This is a genomic window from Luteibacter mycovicinus (assembly GCF_000745235.1).
GTDB lineage: Bacteria > Pseudomonadota > Gammaproteobacteria > Xanthomonadales > Rhodanobacteraceae > Luteibacter > Luteibacter mycovicinus.
The window spans coordinates 3,278,550-3,296,608 of the sequence record NZ_JQNL01000001.1 but is presented as its reverse complement, the minus strand read 5'-3'; the positions used below and the strand labels follow the sequence as shown (position 1 = coordinate 3,296,608).

The 18,059-nt window shown below is 66.1% G+C and carries 16 protein-coding genes; 13 read left to right on the top strand and 3 right to left on the bottom strand.

Features of this window, described 5'->3' with window-relative positions; genetic code table 11:
* Window positions 1-2 precede the first annotated feature (2 nt).
* The 8 genes from lptB (at window position 3) to ptsP (ending at window position 7,256) form a co-directional block, all read left to right on the top strand.
* Complete coding sequence (gene lptB / locus FA85_RS14430) at window positions 3-722, top strand: LPS export ABC transporter ATP-binding protein (RefSeq protein ID WP_036115655.1); 720 nt, start codon at window positions 3-5, stop codon at window positions 720-722.
* Window positions 723-844: 122 nt separating this feature from the next.
* On the top strand, window positions 845-2,332 hold the full coding sequence (locus tag FA85_RS14425; protein WP_036118310.1) for an RNA polymerase factor sigma-54: 1,488 nt from the start codon (window positions 845-847) through the stop codon (window positions 2,330-2,332).
* A 122-nt stretch (window positions 2,333-2,454) separates the two neighbouring features.
* Window positions 2,455-2,808 carry a ribosome hibernation-promoting factor, HPF/YfiA family gene (gene hpf / locus FA85_RS14420; protein ID WP_036115658.1) on the top strand — a complete coding sequence of 118 codons (354 nt, stop codon included), beginning with the start codon at window positions 2,455-2,457 and terminating at the stop codon, window positions 2,806-2,808.
* A gap of 115 nt (window positions 2,809-2,923) precedes the next feature.
* Complete coding sequence (gene hprK, locus FA85_RS14415) at window positions 2,924-3,874, top strand: HPr(Ser) kinase/phosphatase (RefSeq protein ID WP_036115660.1); 951 nt, start codon at window positions 2,924-2,926, stop codon at window positions 3,872-3,874.
* Window positions 3,868-4,776 (top strand): RNase adapter RapZ, encoded by a 909-nt coding sequence (gene rapZ / locus FA85_RS14410; RefSeq protein ID WP_197056548.1) that lies wholly within the window; start codon window positions 3,868-3,870, stop codon window positions 4,774-4,776. Before hprK ends, rapZ begins: the two co-directional genes overlap by 7 nt.
* 38 nt (window positions 4,777-4,814) lie before the next feature.
* Window positions 4,815-5,207: a PTS sugar transporter subunit IIA gene (locus tag FA85_RS14405; protein ID WP_036115662.1), complete on the top strand. Its 393-nt coding sequence runs from the start codon at window positions 4,815-4,817 to the stop codon at window positions 5,205-5,207.
* Window positions 5,200-5,469: an HPr family phosphocarrier protein gene (locus tag FA85_RS14400; protein WP_036115664.1), complete on the top strand. Its 270-nt coding sequence runs from the start codon at window positions 5,200-5,202 to the stop codon at window positions 5,467-5,469. Before FA85_RS14405 ends, FA85_RS14400 begins: the two co-directional genes overlap by 8 nt.
* 32 nt (window positions 5,470-5,501) lie before the next feature.
* Window positions 5,502-7,256 (top strand): phosphoenolpyruvate--protein phosphotransferase, encoded by a 1,755-nt coding sequence (ptsP, locus tag FA85_RS14395; RefSeq protein WP_036115666.1) that lies wholly within the window; start codon window positions 5,502-5,504, stop codon window positions 7,254-7,256.
* Between the two features lie 624 nt (window positions 7,257-7,880).
* Here ptsP and FA85_RS14390 read toward each other — a convergent pair.
* Window positions 7,881-10,352, bottom strand: coding sequence for an acyl-CoA dehydrogenase (locus tag FA85_RS14390; protein WP_036115669.1), 2,472 nt, complete (start codon window positions 10,350-10,352; stop codon window positions 7,881-7,883).
* A 63-nt stretch (window positions 10,353-10,415) separates the two neighbouring features.
* Window positions 10,416-11,291 carry an alpha/beta hydrolase gene (locus FA85_RS14385; RefSeq protein WP_036118315.1) on the bottom strand — a complete coding sequence of 292 codons (876 nt, stop codon included), beginning with the start codon at window positions 11,289-11,291 and terminating at the stop codon, window positions 10,416-10,418.
* Between the two features lie 140 nt (window positions 11,292-11,431).
* On the opposite strand from FA85_RS14385, the gene FA85_RS14380 reads away from it, so the two are divergent.
* The 5 genes from FA85_RS14380 to FA85_RS14360 all read left to right on the top strand — a co-directional run bounded on the left by FA85_RS14380 (window position 11,432) and on the right by FA85_RS14360 (window position 16,037).
* The gene (locus FA85_RS14380) at window positions 11,432-12,022 is read left to right on the top strand and encodes a TetR/AcrR family transcriptional regulator (RefSeq protein ID WP_036115672.1); all 591 of its coding nucleotides are present in this window, start codon (window positions 11,432-11,434) and stop codon (window positions 12,020-12,022) included.
* A 126-nt stretch (window positions 12,023-12,148) separates the two neighbouring features.
* Window positions 12,149-13,939, top strand: coding sequence for a phosphoenolpyruvate carboxykinase (GTP) (locus FA85_RS14375; protein ID WP_036115675.1), 1,791 nt, complete (start codon window positions 12,149-12,151; stop codon window positions 13,937-13,939).
* A gap of 191 nt (window positions 13,940-14,130) precedes the next feature.
* Window positions 14,131-14,685, top strand: a complete 555-nt coding sequence (locus FA85_RS14370) for an RNA polymerase sigma factor (RefSeq protein WP_036115678.1) — start codon at window positions 14,131-14,133, stop codon at window positions 14,683-14,685.
* A complete protein-coding gene (locus FA85_RS14365; protein WP_036115680.1) occupies window positions 14,682-15,104 on the top strand; it encodes a hypothetical protein in 423 nt (140 codons plus the stop codon). The genes FA85_RS14370 and FA85_RS14365 overlap by 4 nt, the downstream gene beginning before the upstream one ends.
* A gap of 24 nt (window positions 15,105-15,128) precedes the next feature.
* Window positions 15,129-16,037: a DUF4097 family beta strand repeat-containing protein gene (locus FA85_RS14360; RefSeq protein ID WP_036115684.1), complete on the top strand. Its 909-nt coding sequence runs from the start codon at window positions 15,129-15,131 to the stop codon at window positions 16,035-16,037.
* 1,008 nt (window positions 16,038-17,045) lie between these two features.
* Here the strand turns inward: FA85_RS14360 and FA85_RS14355 are convergent.
* Window positions 17,046-18,005, bottom strand: coding sequence for a hypothetical protein (locus tag FA85_RS14355; protein WP_036115687.1), 960 nt, complete (start codon window positions 18,003-18,005; stop codon window positions 17,046-17,048).
* Between the last annotated feature and the right edge of the window lie 54 nt (window positions 18,006-18,059).

Below are 18,059 nucleotides of genomic sequence, written 5' to 3'. Positions count from 1 at the left end.
CGATGCTTTCAGCCCAAGGCCTGCAGAAGCGCTTCCGCGCACGCAAGGTAGTCCGTGACTTCGCCTTCTCCATCCGCGAAGGTGAGGTCGTCGGCCTTCTCGGCCCCAACGGCGCCGGCAAGACGACCTGCTTCTACATGGTGGTCGGGCTGATCCAGGCCGACGCGGGCGTAATCAAGCTCGATCAGCAGGACATCACCGGCCTGCCCATGCACGCGCGCGCCAAGCTCGGCATCGGATATCTGCCGCAGGAAGCCTCGGTCTTCCGCCGCCTCAGCGTGTCGGACAACATCATGGCGGTGCTCGAACTGCGCGACGGCATGACGCAGAAGCAGCGCGACGACGAACTCGACAGCCTGCTCGACGAACTGAAGATCGCGCACATCGCCGATCAGAAGGGCATCAGCCTGTCCGGCGGCGAGCGTCGCCGCGTCGAGATCGCCCGGGCGCTGGCGGCACGCCCGCGCTACATGCTGCTCGATGAGCCGTTCGCCGGCGTCGATCCCATCTCGGTGGGCGAGATCCAGCGCATCGTTCGACACCTCAAGGAACGCGGCATCGGGGTGCTGATCACCGATCACAACGTCCGGGAAACGCTCGGTATCTGCGACCGCGCATACATCCTCAACGACGGCGAAGTGCTTTCTCGCGGCACTCCTCAGCACATCCTCGCCGATGAGAAGGTGCGCGAGGTGTATCTGGGTCGTGAATTCCGCATCTAGAGCGCGTCACCGGCCGTCCGGACCGACGCGCGAATCCGGCCGGAAGAGCTAGCCGACCCGACCGCTGGTTTGTGGAGGCCGCAAGGGGTTACGATGGATTCGACACCTCACGCATCGAAGGCATGAAACCCGGACTTCAGTTTCGTCTGCATCAGCAGCTCACGCTGACGCCGCAGCTACAGCAGGCCATTCGGCTGCTCCAGCTGTCGCAGCTGGAGCTCGAAGCGGAACTCCGCCAGATCGCGGAGAGCAACCCGCTGCTTGAGTTTGCCGAAGATGCGGAGTCCGACGCGGATGCCGAAGGCGACGCCGCCGACGAGAACGGTTTCGACGCCGAGTTCCCCTCCCGCCAGGAGCTCCCGGCCAAGTCCTCGAAGGAGGACGAGTCCACCGCCACCCCGTCCGAAGAACTCGCCCCCGAGTGGGACGACGATCGCTTCCACGGCGAGGCGGGTGACTACGCCGGCGCCCCATCGCGTGCCAACGGTGGTGACGAAGACGGTTTCGAGCCGCAGAACGCCGCGCCGGAAAGCCTCCAGCAGCACCTGGAGTGGCAGCTCAATCTCTCCCAGTTCTCCCCACGCGACCACGCGATCGCCACCGCGATCATCCACGCGCTGGACGAGGACGGTTACCTGCGCGACGGAGTCGAGGCGGTGGAAGTCGCGCTGCCCGCCGAACTGCGGGCCAGTGCCGAGGAGATCGAAGCGGTACGCCAGCGCGTGCAGCGGTTCGATCCCACCGGCATCGCCAGCCTCGATCTGCGCGACTGTCTGCTCTGCCAGCTCTCGCAGTTTTCGACCGAAACACCGTTCCGCGACCTGGCGATCCGTATCGTCCTTGAAGAGCTGGAGCTCCTCGCGCGAAACGACAGCGTCAAGATCGCCCGTCGGCTCAAGGCCGCCGAGAACGAGGTGGCCAGCGCCGCGGCGCTGATCCGCAGCCTCGATCCGCGCCCGGGCGCCGCGCTGGATGCCACGCCCGTCGAATATGTCGCGCCTGATGTGTACGCGCGGCGGGAAGCGGGGCGCTGGACGGTCAGCCTCAACCCCGACGCGCAGCCCCGGCTCGGCCTGAACCAGCATTACTGCAACCTCATCGCCCGCGCACGCGGCGACGACGCCACCTGGATGAAAGGCCAGCTGCAGGAAGCCCGCTGGTTGCTGAAAAGCCTGCAGTCGCGCGCCGAAACCCTGACCAAGGTCGCGGAAGTCATTGTCCGCCGCCAGAGCGCCTTCCTCGATTACGGCCCCGAGGCCATGCATCCGCTGGTGTTGCGTGAGGTCGCCGAAGAAGTCGGCATGCACGAATCGACGATTTCACGGGTCACCACCCGGAAATACATGCACACGCCGCGCGGCACCTTCGAACTCAAGCATTTCTTTTCCAGTGGCGTGGCGACCGAAGACGGCGGCAGCGCATCCGCCACCGCCATCCAGGCCATGTTGCGCAAGCTGATCACGGGCGAGGACGCACGCCGCCCCTTGTCCGACCAGGCGCTTGCCGAGGAGCTCCATCGACGCGGAATTCAGGTCGCACGCCGTACGGTGGCCAAGTACCGTGAAGCGATGCGAATTCCCAGCTCCAGCGAACGCGTTCGCGCAGGTTGAGAAACATCGGGGGGAACCCCGGCGGAGGTCCACGGTCTCATCAGTTCAGGCTTGAGGAGCGGCAACCCCGCCGTTCCGATCTCGTCGCCATAAGGCGACACCCTCAGCAAGAAGGAGGCGTCATGCAAATCCAGATCAGCGGCCAGCACGTCCATATCACCCCCGCTCTGCGCGAGCGCGTGGAACAGCAAATCGGCCGCTTCGAACGCCTTTTCGACAATATCAAAGCCCTCGACGTGGTTCTTTCCGTCGATAAGAACGAGCACAAGGCCGGAGGCACCCTGCACTGTGCCGGCACCCGGCTCCATGGCGAAGGCGTGGCCCGCCTGGAAGACGACAACAAGGGCGACACGCTTTATTCCGCCATCGACGCCATGATCGGCAAACTCGCCGACCAGCTTCGCAAGCACAAAGAGAAGCTCAAGGATCATCACAACGCTGAAGGCCGCGACGCGCGCGTCGCCAGCACCGACTGACGAGAGCGCCCGGCGGCCGCTCGCGCGCGCCGCCGGGCCTCCTCCCGCGTGTTGATGGCACAATAGCCCAGCCGGCGCCCTCGCGCCGGCTTCGCTATCTAAAGGGATCACCCGCGTGGATCGGCTCACCGCCAGACAACTCTTCGACGGCGTCTACGAACGTATGGCGCTTCGCTGGGCCGCCGGCATGCGCGGCGAGGCCCGCGTGCTCGAGCCCAATGCCAAGCAGAGCCGCCGTCCTTCGCTGGTCGGTTACCTCAACGTGATCTACCCGAACAAGGTGCAGATCATCGGCACGGAGGAGCTCAACTACCTCGACGGCCTCGAATCGCGCCAGCGCTGGGAGGTCATCCACAAGATCGCCGCCTATCAGCCGGCCGCGCTGATCGTCACGAAAGACCAGTCGATCCCCTCCGATCTGCGCGAAGTCGCGGAAGAAACCGACACGCCGTTGTGGCAGAGCACCAAGCGCGGGCACGAGCTGCTCACGTATCTGCAGTACCACCTGGCGCGCACGCTCGCACCCCGGGTCACGCTTCATGGTGTATTCCTCGAGGTGTTCTCCATCGGCGTGCTGATCACCGGCGACCCGGGCTCCGGCAAAAGCGAGCTGGCGCTGGAACTCATCAGTCGCGGCCACCGCCTGGTCGCCGACGACGCGACCGAATTCACCCTCATTGCGCCAGACGTCATCGACGGTGCCTGCCCCGAGCTGCTGCAGGACCTCCTCGAGGTGCGCGGCCTGGGCGTGCTCAACATCCGCGAGATGTTCGGCCACACGGCGGTCAAGCCATCGAAATACCTGCGTCTGGTCGTGCACCTCAAGCCGTTGACCTCGGGTGAAGACATCGACGCGATGACCCGCCTTACCGGCGACGTCAGCCGGCGTAACGTGCTGGATGTGGACGTCCCCAAGATCACCATTCCCGTCGCGCCCGGCCGCAACCTCGCGGTGCTGGTCGAGGCGGCCGTGCGCAATCACGTGCTCAAAAGCAAGGGCATCGATCCCGCACAGACCTTCATCGACCGTCAGGCGCACCAGATGCGTCGCCTGCCGCCATGGTGACCGACGTGACCGAGGAAACCATGAGCCCCATCGTCGAACCTGGCGCCATCCATCTGGTCGTCCTCACCGGCATGTCCGGCGGCGGCAAGACGGTCGCTCTGCGCGCGCTGGAAGACCTCGAGTTTTACTGCGTCGACAACATGCCCGCCGAGCTGATTCCCCAGCTCGTCGCCGCCGTCAGCCAGGGCGAGCATGGACCGCGCCGTCGCATCGCCGTGGGCGTCGACGTGCGCAACCGGCGCATCGATCTCTCGCGCATGCCCCACGTGTTGTCCGAGCTTTCCACAGCGGGCGTCCACGTCCATCTGATCTTCCTGGACAGTCGCGACGACGTCCTGATCAAGCGCTACTCCGAGACCCGCCGCCGTCACCCGCTGGCGGCGGAAAAACTGTCGCTGGCCGATTCCATCGCCGAAGAACGTCGCCTGCTGCGGCCCCTGGTCTCGATCGCGGAAAAGGTCATCGACTCCAGCGACCTCAACGTCCATCAGCTGCGCCGGCTGTTCGCCACGGGGTACGCCGCTGCCTCGGATGGCACGACACTGCTCTTCGAGTCGTTCGCCTACCGCCGCGGCCTGCCCTCCGACGCCGATTTCGTCTTCGACGCCCGCTGCCTGCCCAACCCCCACTGGGACCCCCGGCTGCGCCCGTTCTCGGGCCGCGACCTCCCCGTACGCGAGTTCCTCGACGCGAATCCACTCGTGGGCGAGTACTATGCGGACGTCGCCCGCTGGCTCGACACCTGGTTGCCGCGCTTCGAGGGCGAGGATCGTAGCTATGTCACCGTCTCGATCGGCTGCACGGGCGGGCGTCACCGTTCGGTCTATCTGGTCGAGAAGCTGGCCCAGCATTTCCGCTCGGAACGCGGCAACGTACTTACCTTTCATCGCGAGCTAGAGTGAGCCATGACCCAGCCCATGCCAGTGCGAGAAACCGGGCGATGAGCGTCGGCGTCCTCCTCATGACCCACGAAGCCGTCGGCAAGGCGCTGATTTCGGCGGCCCGTCACGTCATGCCCAAGCTGCCACTCGAAGTCGATGCCGTCGAGGTTCCACCCAGTTCGGATCTCGACGTCATGCGCACGCTGACCGCGAAGCATGCGCGCGACCTCGACCATGGTGACGGCGTCCTGGTGCTCGCCGACCTTTACGGCGCCACCCCGTGCAATATCGGCCTCTCGCTGGCCGAACTGGGCGTCCACCTGCGTTGCGTATCCGGCCTCAACCTGCCGATGCTGCTTCGTGTCCTCAACTATTCGGAAAAATCGCTGACCGAACTGGCCGACATCGCGGCCGCTGGCGGTCGCGGAGGGATCTTCATCGACCATGCTTGAACGGGACATCGTGGTATCCAACCGGCTGGGCCTGCACGCTCGCGCTTCAGCCAAGCTCGTACAGCTGGTGGCGGGGTTCAGGTCGACGGTATGGCTGATCAGCAAGGGCCGTGAAGTCAACGCGCAGAGCATCATGGGCGTCATGATGCTGGCCGCTGGCATGGGCACCTCGCTAGTCGTGCGCGCCGAGGGTGAAGACGAAGAAGCCGCGCTCAACGCCGTGGTCGATCTGTTCGACCGCAAATTCGACGAGGGTGCCTGAACCATGATGCCGCCGCACAGGACGAGCCCCCCATGAGATACGTGCTGACCGGCACGCAAGCCGCCCGGGGCATGGCCCTCGGTCGCGCGCGTCTGGTCCAGCCGAGCATCTACGCCGTCGACACGCGGATGCTCGAGGACAACGAAATCGCTCCCGAGATCGAGCGCCTGCACAAGGCGATCGATACCGCCCGCACGGAGTTGCGTGAGCTGCGCGGCAAGCTGCACGGGGCGCTGGCCCGCGAAGTCGGCGATTTCATCGATGCGCATAGTCTGCTGCTCGATGACGAGGAGCTACTGCGCGGTCTGGACGAGCTCGTCGCCGTCGGCCACTACACCGCGAGTGCCGCGCTCAAGATGCAGCGCGATCGTCTCGCGGCGGTGTTCGACGCCATGAACGACCCCTACCTGAAAAGCCGCGGCGAAGACATCGACCAGGTCATCGGCCGGGTGATGTCCGCTCTGCTCCAGCAGTCCAGCCGTGAAGAACGCAAGCTGGCCGCCCGCGTGGGCGAGATCATCGTCAGCGATACCGTCGCGCCAGCGGACATGGCCAGCATGGCGGGACAGGGCATGCTCGGCGTCATTGCCAGCGCCGGCAGCATCTACTCGCACAGCGCGATTCTCGCGCGCAGCTTCAACCTGCCCATGCTGGTCGGCACGAAAGACGCGCTGGCGACGATCAACGACGACGACCTCGTACTGATCGACGCCGAACACGGCGAAGTCATCGTTCATCCCACCGCGCAGGATCTCGCCCGCTACCGCCAATGGCAGCGTCAGGCTGCCGCCGAGGGCCGTCGTCTCGCCGCGCTGGCAACCGCGCCGACGCTGACCCGCGACGGTGCCCATGTTCGCCTGTACGCTAACGCGGAGCTTGCCGGCGACATCACCCTCGCCCGCTCGCGCGGCGCCGACGGCGTCGGCCTCTACCGTTCGGAATTCCTCTTCCTGCGCCAGCGCGGCCTGCCTTCGGAAGAAGAACAGTTCGTCGCCTATCGGGACGTCGTCCTCGGCATGGGTGGCCTCCCGGTCACCATCCGTACGCTCGACCTTGGTGCCGACAAGGCCGACTCCGCCGGACTCGCGATCCGCGGCGAAGACAACCCGGCACTCGGCGTACGCGGCGTTCGTCTGTCCCTGCGCTATCCCGACATCTTCAGCGTGCAGCTGCGCGCCATTCTGCGTGCCGCCTGTTACGGCCCTGTGCGCATCCTGGTACCGATGATCACCCACCTCGGTGAAATGACCGAGGTGCGACGGCTGATCAAGAAAGCACGCGAAGACCTCGCCCGTTCCGGCCAGGAATTGCCTGAGCGCATCGATATCGGTGCCATGATCGAAGTGCCGGCCGCCGCCATCGGCGTCACCTCGATCCTCGAAAAAGCCGACTTCCTCGCCATCGGCACCAACGATCTGGCCCAGTACGTGCTCGCCGCCGATCGCAACAACGATGCGCTCGACGGCATCTACGATCCGCTGCAGCCAGCGTTTCTGCGCCTCATCGCGCATGTCATCGCCAGCGCCCGCCGGGCGAAGAAGCCGGTGAGCCTGTGCGGCGAAATCGCGGGCGACACGCAGTTCACCGCGTTGTTGCTGGCGATGGGGCTGGAGGAATTCAGCATGCACCCGGGACAATTGCTGCAGGTCCGCGACCGGCTGACGCAGCTGGACTGCCGTGCGCTCCGGCGTGCGGCGCCGCGCCTGTTCCGTGCGCACACCCGCGACGATGTCGAAGCGCGCTTGCAGGAAGTCGAAGCGCTGCAGGACGGCTGCGCCGAAAGCTAGGCGTTGCCACAGTCCTGTGCAGGAGCGAGCCTGCTCGCGACCCGACATCGCATCATTCGGGGACTCTAAGGGCTCGGCTGCGCCATCGCTTTCGTACTTGCGCGCTGACGCAAGGGAGCCGCCGACTGCCATGCCTGTCGCTAAGTCCTCTTACGGCCTTCGCCTTCGTGCGGAAGCGCTCCAGGCACGGCAGCCGACGACTCCCCTCGAACGTGGCATTGACTTGAAGGGCGAGCACGAAGGGATCCTTGGCAGACACGATTGAAGACCCGCCCGGCGTCCGGCCACGGACGGGCCGATGAGGTTCATCGTGCGAGCGAGGGTGCACCCGTTGCGTTTTGGCGTGCGACAACTCGGGGCGGAGTGAATCGCCAGCAGGGCTGGCTCCTACATACGCCGCTTGCCTCGACGGTAGGAGGGGCGTCGCCGGCTGCCGTTTCTGGAGCGCTTCCGCACGAAGGCGAAGGCCGTAGGAGGACGTAGCGACAGAAATGGCAGCCGGCGACTCCCCTGCCGCAAGGCGACGCTTTGAGGCAAATGCGAGGGCAAAGCCGAGCCCGCTTCCGCCAAAACAAAAAAGGCCGCGATCGCTCGCGGCCTTTTCCGTGAAGCGATGCGAACGACTCAGGCCGCGCGCACCTTCTTCATCGCTTCTGCATTGCGCACCACGTTCGCGCGCAGTTCTTCGCTGTCGAAGTCATCGACCGAGATGAACTCGGCGACGCCGTCACGGACACGCTGCAGCAGATCGCGCTCCGCAGCGTTGATGGCGCCCAGCTTCTCGGCTTCGGCGAGCTGCTCGTTGTAGGTGTGAGCCTTCAGCTGACCACCCTTGAGCGCCTTGACGAACTTGCGCTCCACCGGCTCGGCGGCGATGACGTCCGGCAGCAGCGCGTTCATGCGACCGACGGTGTTGTTTTGCGTTGGCGTCAGGTAGCTCCACGTGGTCAGACGATCGCGGGCTTCGCTGGGCGCCGTGATCAGCGCGGCGACGCGACGGCCGAGGCGATCCGACGGCGGCACTTCGCGACGACCGAACGGGAACACCAGCGCACGCAGGAGCCAGGCTACCGGGCGGACCGGGAAGTTGCGGATCACGCCGTCCAGCGCCATCTGCATGTTCCAGACGCACTGGTGGAACGCCCAGGCCAGCAGCGGACGATCCGCTTCCGGACGGCCCGTGTCTTCGTAGCGCTTGAGCATCGCGCTGGCGATGTAGAGGTACGAAAGCACGTCACCCAGACGGGCCGACAGCTTTTCCTTGAACTTCAGCTTGCCACCCAGCACGCCCATGGCGACGTCGGCGCAAAGCGCCAGCGCGGCGGAGTAACGGTTGAGCTTGCGGTAGTAGCGACGGGTATACGCATCGCCCGCGGTGTCGCCGATCTTCGCCGCGGTGATGCCCAGCACGAAGCTGCGGACCGCGTTGGAGAAGCCGAAACCGATGTGACCGAACAGCGCCTTGTCGAAGGTCTTCAGACGCTCGCGATAGTCCGCGATGCCGAGGGCCTGCATTTCCTTCAGGACATAAGGATGGCAGCGGATGGCACCCTGACCGAAGATCATCAGGCTGCGCGTCATGATGTTCGCGCCCTCCACCGTGATGGCGATGGGCACCGACTGCCAGCCGCGACCCATATAGTTCTTCGGACCGAGGATGACGCCCTTGCCGCCGTGCACGTCCATCGCGTCGGATGCGATCTGGCGGCACCATTCCGTGGCGTGATACTTCGCGATCGCCGACGGTACGGCCGGCTTCTCACCGCGGTCGACCGCCGCGGCCGTGGCACGCGACAGCGCCTGCATGGCGTAGGTCAGGCCGCCGATGCGGGCGAGTGCTTCCTCCACACCTTCGAAACGGCCGATGGCGAGGCCGAACTGCTTGCGCATACGGGCATAGGAACCCGTCGCCGAGACCGCCATGCGCGACGCGCCCGTGGCGTTGGACGGCAGCGAGATGGCGCGACCCACCGACAGGCACTCGACCAGCATGCGCCAGCCCTGGCCAGCCATGTGCGGACCGCCGATGAGGACGGACAGCGGGACGAACATGTCCTTGCCGTGCACCGGACCGTTCTGGAACGGGGTGTTGAGCGGGAAATGGCGACGACCGATTTCCAGCCCCGGGGTTTCGCGCGGCAGCAGCGCCAGCGTGATCCCGAGGTCTTCCTTCTCACCCAGCAGCTTGTCCGGGTCGTACATGCGGAAGGCCAGACCGACGATGGTCGCGACCGGCGCAAGCGTGATGTAACGCTTGTCGAAGGTGAGGCGGATGCCGACGGTTTCTTCGCCGTTCCACGTGCCCTTGGTGACGATGCCGAAATCCGGAATCGACGTGGCGTCCGAACCTGCGTACGGGCCGGTCAGCGCGAAGCACGGGATTTCACGGCCGTCGGCCAGACGCGGCAGGTAATGATTTTTCTGCTCGTCGCTGCCGTAGTGCATCAGCAGCTCGCCCGGTCCGAGCGAATTGGGCACGGCCACGGTGGAGGCGACGGTCTGCGACATGCTGGACAGCTTCTGCAGCACGGCCGAGTGGGCCAGCGCGGAGAAGCCGAGGCCGCCGTAGCTCTTGGGAATGATCATGCCGAAGAACTTGTTCTTCTTGATGAACTCCCAGACGTTCGGCGGCAGGTCGGCCAGTTCGTGGGTGATCTGCCAGTCGTCGATCATGCTGCAGAGTTCTTCGACGGGGCCGTCGAGGAAGGCCTGCTCTTCGGTCGAGAGTTCCGGCTTCGGCTGGCGGAGCAGTTCCGACCATTCCGGCTTGCCGGAGAACAGCTGGCCTTCGAAACCGACGGTGCCGGCTTCGAGCGCGGTCTGTTCGGTATCGGACAGCTTCGGCGTCACCTTGGCGAACATCGACAGCAGCGGCGCGCTGATCTTCTTGCGGCGGAAATCCACCATCAGCAGCGGTGCGGCGATGAGCGCCAGCAGGATGAGCAGCACGACGGTGGTCACCGGCGCGCCGGCAAGCAAGCCGACGACGACGATGGTGACACCCGTGGCGATGGCCCACGTCTTCAGGGACGTGCGGTGATAAGCGCAAGCACCGGAGGCGATGAGCGCCGCCAGCACAACCAGGATCGCAGACATCGGAATCACCTCGTTACAGTCGAACAGTGGAAACAGCGGATAGACAGTGCGTGAAATGGTGGATCAAAGCTCGCGCATGAAGCGCGCAATCTCGCGGGTGAACGCGTCGTTCGCATCGCCGGCGACCATATGGGTCGCATCATGCAGTGCCACGTGACGCGCATGCGGCACGAGGCGAAGGAATTCTTCCACGGTGTGGCTGGAGACGACGTCACTGCGCGTACCGGAAAGCAGCAGCACGGGGACGTCGACGTTGGCGGCGGCCTCGAAAAGCCGCGGCTGGTAGCGCTCGCTTTCGGCCACAAGACCATCGAGCAGAGCCGGATCCCAGTGCCAGCGCAGGCGTCCGTCGCTACCCGGCCGCAGCAGCGGCTTCAGCTGCGACTCCGTCTTGCGTTCGCGGCGCTGCGGCAGGTACGCCTCGATAGCCGAGGCCGCCTCGTCGTAACTCGCGAAACCTTCAGGGTGCGCACGCATGAAGCCGAGGATACGTTCGACCCCGGCGGTTTCCCAACGGGGCGTGATGTCGACGAGAACCAGCGCCGAAAACGGCGACGTACCGCCGGACTCGCCCGCCGCGATCAGGCCGAGCAGGCCGCCCATCGAGGCACCCACCAGAACGGGAGGCCGTCCGTCCGGCGAGGTCGCCACGCCGGCCACCGCAAGCAGGTCGCCGACGAACTGCTCCATGTGGTATTCGCCTCGCGGGACGCGCTCGCTCTCGCCGTGGCCCCGGGCGTCGAAGGTGGTCGCATCGAAGCCCTGCGCCGCCAGCGTACGCGCCGCGCCGGTCCAGGCGTGCCGGGTCTGCCCGAAGCCGTGAGCGAACAGCAGTCCTGGCGAGCGTTCACCCGGCCAGCGCTCGCTCGCGAGCACGATCCCGTCGATCGAGACGAGACTCGCCTTGGCGGAACTGACGTGGACGGGATCGGCAACCATACGGCGGAGTATGTAGCGGGTCGCCGGGTGCGTCAATACGCCCGCGTACGGTCACGCAATAACAGCCAAGTCAAGGTCTTATGCAGCATGCACCGAAGGGCACGGATTGCAAACGGCGACGGCTCCGCTACCATGCGCCGATGAACGACGGTGCCAAGAACGAACGAGTCCGCCTCTCCGCCGAAGACTGGGAAGACGGCGCCCTGGCCCTTATCGCCGAGCAAGGCGTCGGCGCCCTCGCCGTCGAGGCGCTCGCGCGCCGGCTCGGCGTGACCAAGGGCAGCTTCTACTGGCACTTCCGCACGCGCGAAGCCCTGCTTCAGGCCGCGCTGGAGCGTTGGGAAGAGTACGGCGAACGCGAGGTGCTGGCAGAGATCGAGCGCATCCCGGACCCGCTGAAGCGCTTTCCGGAGCTCTTTCGCCGGGTGGCCCACGAGATGCAGCCGCATCGCGTCTACGCGGCCCTGCTCAAAGCGCTGGATCATCCGCAGGTGGTGCCGGTGATGTCGCGCGTGTCGCAGCGGCGTATGGAGTTCCTCACGCGGTTGTATCAGGAAGCGGGCCTGGATCCCGTGGTGGCGCTGCACCGTGCACGGCTGACGTATGCCGCCTATGTCGGGTTCCTGCAGCTCAACTTCACGCTGGGTCTGCCGCGCCTGAGTCATGAGGAGTTCGATGCGTATGTCGAGCACATGATTGCGACGTTGACGCCGGCGCATGTGAACGACTGAGGCGAGAGGGTCGCGCGCGATGCGCGCTCCTACAGGGGTGCGGCGGGATATGTTGCGCCGTGCCTTGCCAATACCACGAAGCGCAAACTACTGTCTTCAGGGACTTTTACCTGGAGACCACAACGGATGCGTTCGAACGGCAGTTCTCTTGAAGCATTGAACCGATGGGTGGACGAGGTCGCAAGGCTGACCGACCCCGCCTCCGTTCGCTGGTGTGACGGCTCGGAAGGCGAATACGCCGACCTCATCCAGACGATGCTTGCCAGCGGCGATCTCGTGCCGTTGAACGAGGCGACCAACCCGCGCAGCTATCTGCATCGCTCGCATCCGTCCGACGTCGCGCGCGTCGAACACCTGACCTTCGTCTGCACGCCGAAGCAGGACGATGCCGGTCCGAACAATCACTGGATGGCGCCTGCGGACGCGCACGCGAAGATCGACGCCCTGTTCGCCGGCGCCATGCGCGGGCGCGTCATGTATGTAATTCCCTACTGCATGGGACCGATCGACTCGCCGCTGTCCCGCTGCGGCGTGGAGATCACCGACAGCCCGTACGTCGTCGCCAACATGCGGATCATGACGCGCATGGGCGCCCCTGCCCTGGCGCGGATCGAGCGCGAAGGTCGCTTCGTCAAAGGGTTGCATTCGACGGGCGACCTGGACCCGGAGCGCCGCTTCATCATGCATTTTCCCGAGGAGCTGTCGATCAAGTCGATCGGCTCCGGTTACGGCGGCAATGCGCTCCTCGGCAAGAAATGCCACGCCCTGCGCATCGCCAGCTATCAGGCACGTCAGGAAGGCTGGCTCGCCGAGCACATGCTTATCGTCGGCATCGAGAACCCGCAGGGTGAGAAGCACTACATCGCCGCGGCGTTCCCGTCCGCCTGCGGCAAGACCAACCTGGCCATGCTGATTCCGGCCGAGGGTTACCGGAAGGCGGGCTGGAAGGTCTGGACCGTCGGCGACGATATCTGCTGGATGACGCCGGGTGCCGATGGGCGCCTCTGGGCGATCAATCCCGAGGCGGGGTATTTCGGTGTCGCACCGGGCACGAGCGCGGGCACGAATCCGACCGCGCTGGAGACGCTGGGACACGATGCGATCTTCACCAATGTCGCGCTGACCGCCGACAACCGGCCGTGGTGGGAAGGCCTCGGCGACGGCGAGCCGGTGACCGACTGGCAAGGGCGCGCGTTCGATCATGCCAATGGCCCTGCCGCGCATCCCAACTCGCGCTTCACCGTCAGCGCCAGGCAGTGCCCGAGCTGGGCGCCGGAGTCAGAAGACGCGGCAGGCGTCCCCATCTCGGCCATCGTCTTCGGCGGACGTCGCCCCTCGCTGGTGCCGCTGGTCTTCGAAGCGAAAGACTGGGCGCACGGCGTGCTGATCGGTGCGGCGATGGGCTCCGAAACCACGGCAGCGGCGACCGGTGCGGTCGGCGTGCTCCGTCGGGACTCGATGGCGATGAAGCCGTTCTGCGGCTACAACTTCGCCGATTACTTCGCGCACTGGCTTTCGTTCGACAAACCAGGCGCGAAACTCCCGCGGATCTTCCACGTCAACTGGTTCCGCAAGGATGGCGAAGGGCGTTTCATGTGGCCCGGTTATGGGGAGAACCTGCGGGTACTGGACTGGATGATTCAGCGGGTCGCCGGCAAGGCCGAGGGTGTCGAGACGCCGATCGGGGTGGTTCCCGCGAAGGCCGAACTCAATACCAACGGACTCACCGTGGCGCCCGCTACGCTCGACGCGCTGCTCCACGTCGATCTGGAGGGCTGGACGGAAGAACTCAGGGCGATCGACCTTTATCTCGACGGGTTCGGCGAGCGGATGCCGGCGCGGCTGAAGGCTGAGCGGGTACGCGTCAGCGAGGCTTTGCAGAAAGCCATGGAGACCCGGGAAACCGATGTGGCCTAGCGTTAGCGCCCTGTAGGAGCGCGCCTCGCGCGCGAAATCCGCCCCCCGACGTGGCCTGCCTTCGACATGCCCTTCGCGCGCAGGCCGCGCTCCAACGGTGGCGGCGTGGCCGCCCCCCGTTAAACCGTTTTCCCCTTGCCCGCATCCAAGCTGGCAAGATGAATGCCCTATGCCTCGCCGCCACGTCCTTCATGCAGCCTGAGCTGCCCGTCGCATCGACCGATGACGACGTCGTACGCGCGGCGATCGGTGGCGACCGCAAGGCTTTCGAGACGCTGTACCGTCGGCACGCCGACCGGGTCTACGGCGCGGTACTGCGCCTGGCCGCCTTCGATCACGCCCGTGCGGAAGACCTGACCCAGGAGGCCTTCGTCCGCGCCTGGCAGAAGCTGGAAAGCTTCCGCTTCGAAAGCGCCTTCGGCACCTGGGTCTACCGTCTGGCCGTGAACGTCGCACTCATGTCCATACGCGCCCGCAACGCCGACCCCGTCACCATCATGGACGACGAACATCTGCCGGACATCACGTCCACCGACAATCCCGTCCGCGCCATCGAGCGCGACGAGCTGGAAAAGGCCATCGCGGCATTGCCGCCGCGGGCCCGTGCGGTTCTCGTACTGCACGACGTGGAAGGCTGGAAACACGAAGAGATCTCCATCGAGCTGGGCATGGCGGTGGGGTCTTCAAAAGCACAGTTACACCGTGCGCGCGGGCTCCTCCGCCGCGCACTGGGAGAGACGCCATGAACGAACTCGACTATCTGCGCCAGATGCGCTCGCTCAACCGCCCGGTCACGCCGCATCGCGACCTGTGGGCCGATATCGACGCCCGCCTCGGCGAAGCGCCCGTAATCGCTCAGCCGCGTCGGCGTCGCGCACAGCCCTGGCTGATGGCCGCCGCCATCGCCGGTGTCGCGGTCCTGAGCGGCGGCGTCGGCCTTCATCTGGCCAAGCCCACCGGCAGCGATGGCATGGCCAGCACGACGCAGCCCTGGAAGCCGGCCGATCCGCGCCTGTCCGGCGCGGCGGTCGAACTCGACGCAGCCCACATGGAGCTCACTCAGGCCATGAAGGACTCCCCCGACTCTCCCGCGCTGCAGCGCCTGCTGCTACGTACCGAACGCCAGCGCGATCGTCTGCGCAATTTTGAAAAGCAAGCCGGCTAACGCGAACAGCCAGGACAAACCGCTATGAAAACGCTCTACCTCACTCCCCTGCTGCTGGCGCTCTCGATCGGTCAGGCATTCGCCTCGACACCGATCAACCTGTCGAAAGACATCCGTCCGACCGCGAAGGTAAGCATCGACAACGTCAAGGGCGAAGTCACGGTGACCGCCTGGGACAAGAACCAAGTGCAGGTCTCCGGCACGCTCGGCGACGGCGCCCGTCCGCTCGAGATCGAAGGCAACGACCAGAACGTCGACATCCATGTCGATGGCGACGAGAAGAAAGGCAACTGGTTCAGCTGGGGCAACGACACCCGCATGCAGCCCACGGTACTCAACGTGCGCGTGCCGCGCGGCGTCTCCATCGATATCAATGTCGTGAGCGCCCCCGTCAGTGTCGACGGCCTCGACGGCGGCAAGATCGACATCAACTCCGTGAGCGGTCGCATTCGCGCCAACCTGCGATCGCCGAACGTCAGCATGCAGACGGTGAGCGGCACGATCGACCTCGCCGGCCGTTCGGACAAGGCCGAACTGCAGACCGTCTCCGGCGACATCACGGCACCTCAGGTCACGGAGCGCGTCGAGGCCCAGACGGTGTCCGGCCGCATGACGATCGGTGGCGGTCCATGGAAGGAAGCGAGCTTCAGCACGGTCTCCGGCGACACCCAGGTCACCGGTGGCCCGGCACGCGACGGCAAGATCAACGTCGACTCGATGAGTGGCGATGTCCAGCTGCAGCTGCCGACCGACACCTCGGCAAAGCTCGAGGCCTCAACCTTCAGCGGCGAGATCCGCAGCGACTTCGGCAGCCCGTCCAAGGGTGACGATGGTCCGGGTAAGGAACTGAAGACCACCCTGGGCGGTGGCAACGGTTTCATTCATGTCGAGTCGTTCAGCGGCGACGTGCGGTTGAGGGGCCAGGGGCGCTGAGGCGCTTCGATGGGCTGAGGACGGAGTTGGTTTACGGCTCGGCTGTCGCCTTCGCGTTGGGCTTGCTGCGGCGTGTGATGTCGCGTTGAAGAGCCGGCGGGTGCCACCCTCGCGTCCACGCCTGCGGCGACCCCATAAGGAAAGGCCGCTACCGCGGCCGTGTATCAATGGCCTACGGCCGGGTCGGGCTCCGACTGGGGGTTTTCGAGTCGGCTGTCCCTGCCTCCCCGAAAACGGCCGGTCATCCTTGACCGGCCCCGCTCTCGCGGCCTCTTCCAGTCGGAGCCCTCGCCTGCGGCTACCGGACGCGAGGGTGGCACCCGCCGGCTCTTTGGGGGACTGAGGCATCGTGCGGCCGAGCCGCGGCTCGCTTCGTGGCTGGGACCGCTCGCCTGCCTGTTTCGGATGGCCTCGTTCGCCTTAGCCGGGGTGAGGGTTCGCGAACAGGGTTCGCTCCTACCGCACGGCGACCGCAATAGTGGGATACATGGCGGCCTGTAGGAGCGCGCCCTGCGCGCGAAAAGCCAACGAAGCGAAGAAGCCACACCCCGCTCGACCACCAACCCACCTCGGTACACCAAAGAGACGGCGGGGGTGACCCTCGCGGCCGGTAGCCGCAGGCGAGGGCTTCGACTGGACAAGGCCGCGCAGGCGGGGCCGGTCAGGGATGACCGGCCGTTTTCGGGGAGGCAGGGACAGCCGACTCGAAAACCCCCAGGCGAAGCCCGACCCGGCCGAAGGCCATTGAAATACGGCCGCGGTAGCGGCCCTTCCCTGAGGGGTCGCCGAAGGCGTGGCCGCGAGGGTCACCCCCGCCGTCTCTCCAACACGACACGACACACCGCGACAAAGCCAAACGCGATGGCGCAAGCCGAGCCGAGCTCGGCCATTGCCGCCAAGCCGGCCAGCCGACCAGCCGCCGCGGGATCGTCAGCAGGGCCGGCGTCCACCGGATCGGCTGCCATCCGCAGCGCCATAAACGAAGAACCCGCCTTGCGGCGGGTTCGTTCAGAGGTCCTGGTGGTACTGGACGTAAGGCGTTCGCGAGGAGTCGGGCTCTGGACCCGCCGGACTCGCGGGGGCGTTGCCCGAGGACCAGACGTTCTGTGCGCCGACCGAGAGCTCGCCACGCCATGGCAGGCGGAAGGTGACGCCGAGGTCCACCGCGCTCCAGCGGCGATCCGGGTTCAGGCCATTCACGATGTTGGCTTCCGGCTGCATGGTGCGGCCGGTGATGGCGCCCGACACGGAGCCGCGGTCGACGCCGAAGCTCAGCGCTTTCTGGTCGACCGAGCCGATGCCCAGCAGATTGCCCGGCAGCAGGCGGATGCGACCGACGCTGGCGCCGACGTCTATACCGCTGCGCGCACCGAGATCGACCCTGCCGTGAGCATTGAGCTCGGTGCTGGACGAAAGGGCGCTGATGGGAAGGCCCGATGCGGTCGACAGGCCCGGCAGCACACGCGGGAGCGCCGCGCCACCACCCGTCGGACGGCTCGAACCGACGCCCAGACCGAGGCTGTAACCCGTGCCACGGTAGGTCGCGCCGACTTCGCTGCCGACAATGCGCGGCGGCGCACCCGGCGTGTAGCAACGGTTGTCGAGCCCACCCGGCGCCGCGGCGGCGCAGGATTCGGCCGAATTCGCCCAGCCCTGCCCGCTGACACTGGCGTGGGCCTGGAGCCGCGGGCCGAGATCGTACTGCAGGCCACTGGACAGGAAGGGGCCGGCATCGACCGCGTGGAGGGCCAACGGCTTGCTGGGATCGGCGCGATCGTCGGCCTGGATGGCGAGCATCCGGCCATCGGGGGCGCGCCACAGCGGCAAGGAACCCTGGCTCGTCTGCGCGTAGGCATCCGGCTGCTTGGCCAGCAGACGGGACGCCGTGGCGTCCGGACCCACCGACGCACTCTGACCTGCCGCGACGAGCGGCATCAGAAGTAGCAACGTGAGTAAGGATCGGCGCATGTCGGGTCTGGTCGTAAGCGGCTGAAGGTTTCCTCCCCGTGCCCCCGCCTTCAG

Bases quoted from the DNA above. Each gene is read 5' to 3' on its own strand.
- lptB (WP_036115655.1), top strand. From the start codon at position 3: ATGCTTTCAGCCCAAGGCCTGCAGAAGCGCTTCCGCGCACGCAAGGTA.
- FA85_RS14425 (WP_036118310.1), top strand. From the start codon at position 845: ATGAAACCCGGACTTCAGTTTCGTCTGCATCAGCAGCTCACGCTGACG.
- hpf (WP_036115658.1), top strand. From the start codon at position 2,455: ATGCAAATCCAGATCAGCGGCCAGCACGTCCATATCACCCCCGCTCTG.
- rapZ (WP_197056548.1), top strand. From the start codon at position 3,868: ATGGTGACCGACGTGACCGAGGAAACCATGAGCCCCATCGTCGAACCT.
- FA85_RS14405 (WP_036115662.1), top strand. From the start codon at position 4,815: ATGAGCGTCGGCGTCCTCCTCATGACCCACGAAGCCGTCGGCAAGGCG.
- FA85_RS14400 (WP_036115664.1), top strand. From the start codon at position 5,200: ATGCTTGAACGGGACATCGTGGTATCCAACCGGCTGGGCCTGCACGCT.
- ptsP (WP_036115666.1), top strand. From the start codon at position 5,502: ATGAGATACGTGCTGACCGGCACGCAAGCCGCCCGGGGCATGGCCCTC.
- FA85_RS14390 (WP_036115669.1), bottom strand. From the start codon at position 10,352: ATGTCTGCGATCCTGGTTGTGCTGGCGGCGCTCATCGCCTCCGGTGCT.
- FA85_RS14385 (WP_036118315.1), bottom strand. From the start codon at position 11,291: ATGGTTGCCGATCCCGTCCACGTCAGTTCCGCCAAGGCGAGTCTCGTC.
- FA85_RS14380 (WP_036115672.1), top strand. From the start codon at position 11,432: ATGAACGACGGTGCCAAGAACGAACGAGTCCGCCTCTCCGCCGAAGAC.
- FA85_RS14375 (WP_036115675.1), top strand. From the start codon at position 12,149: ATGCGTTCGAACGGCAGTTCTCTTGAAGCATTGAACCGATGGGTGGAC.
- FA85_RS14370 (WP_036115678.1), top strand. From the start codon at position 14,131: ATGCAGCCTGAGCTGCCCGTCGCATCGACCGATGACGACGTCGTACGC.
- FA85_RS14365 (WP_036115680.1), top strand. From the start codon at position 14,682: ATGAACGAACTCGACTATCTGCGCCAGATGCGCTCGCTCAACCGCCCG.
- FA85_RS14360 (WP_036115684.1), top strand. From the start codon at position 15,129: ATGAAAACGCTCTACCTCACTCCCCTGCTGCTGGCGCTCTCGATCGGT.
- FA85_RS14355 (WP_036115687.1), bottom strand. From the start codon at position 18,005: ATGCGCCGATCCTTACTCACGTTGCTACTTCTGATGCCGCTCGTCGCG.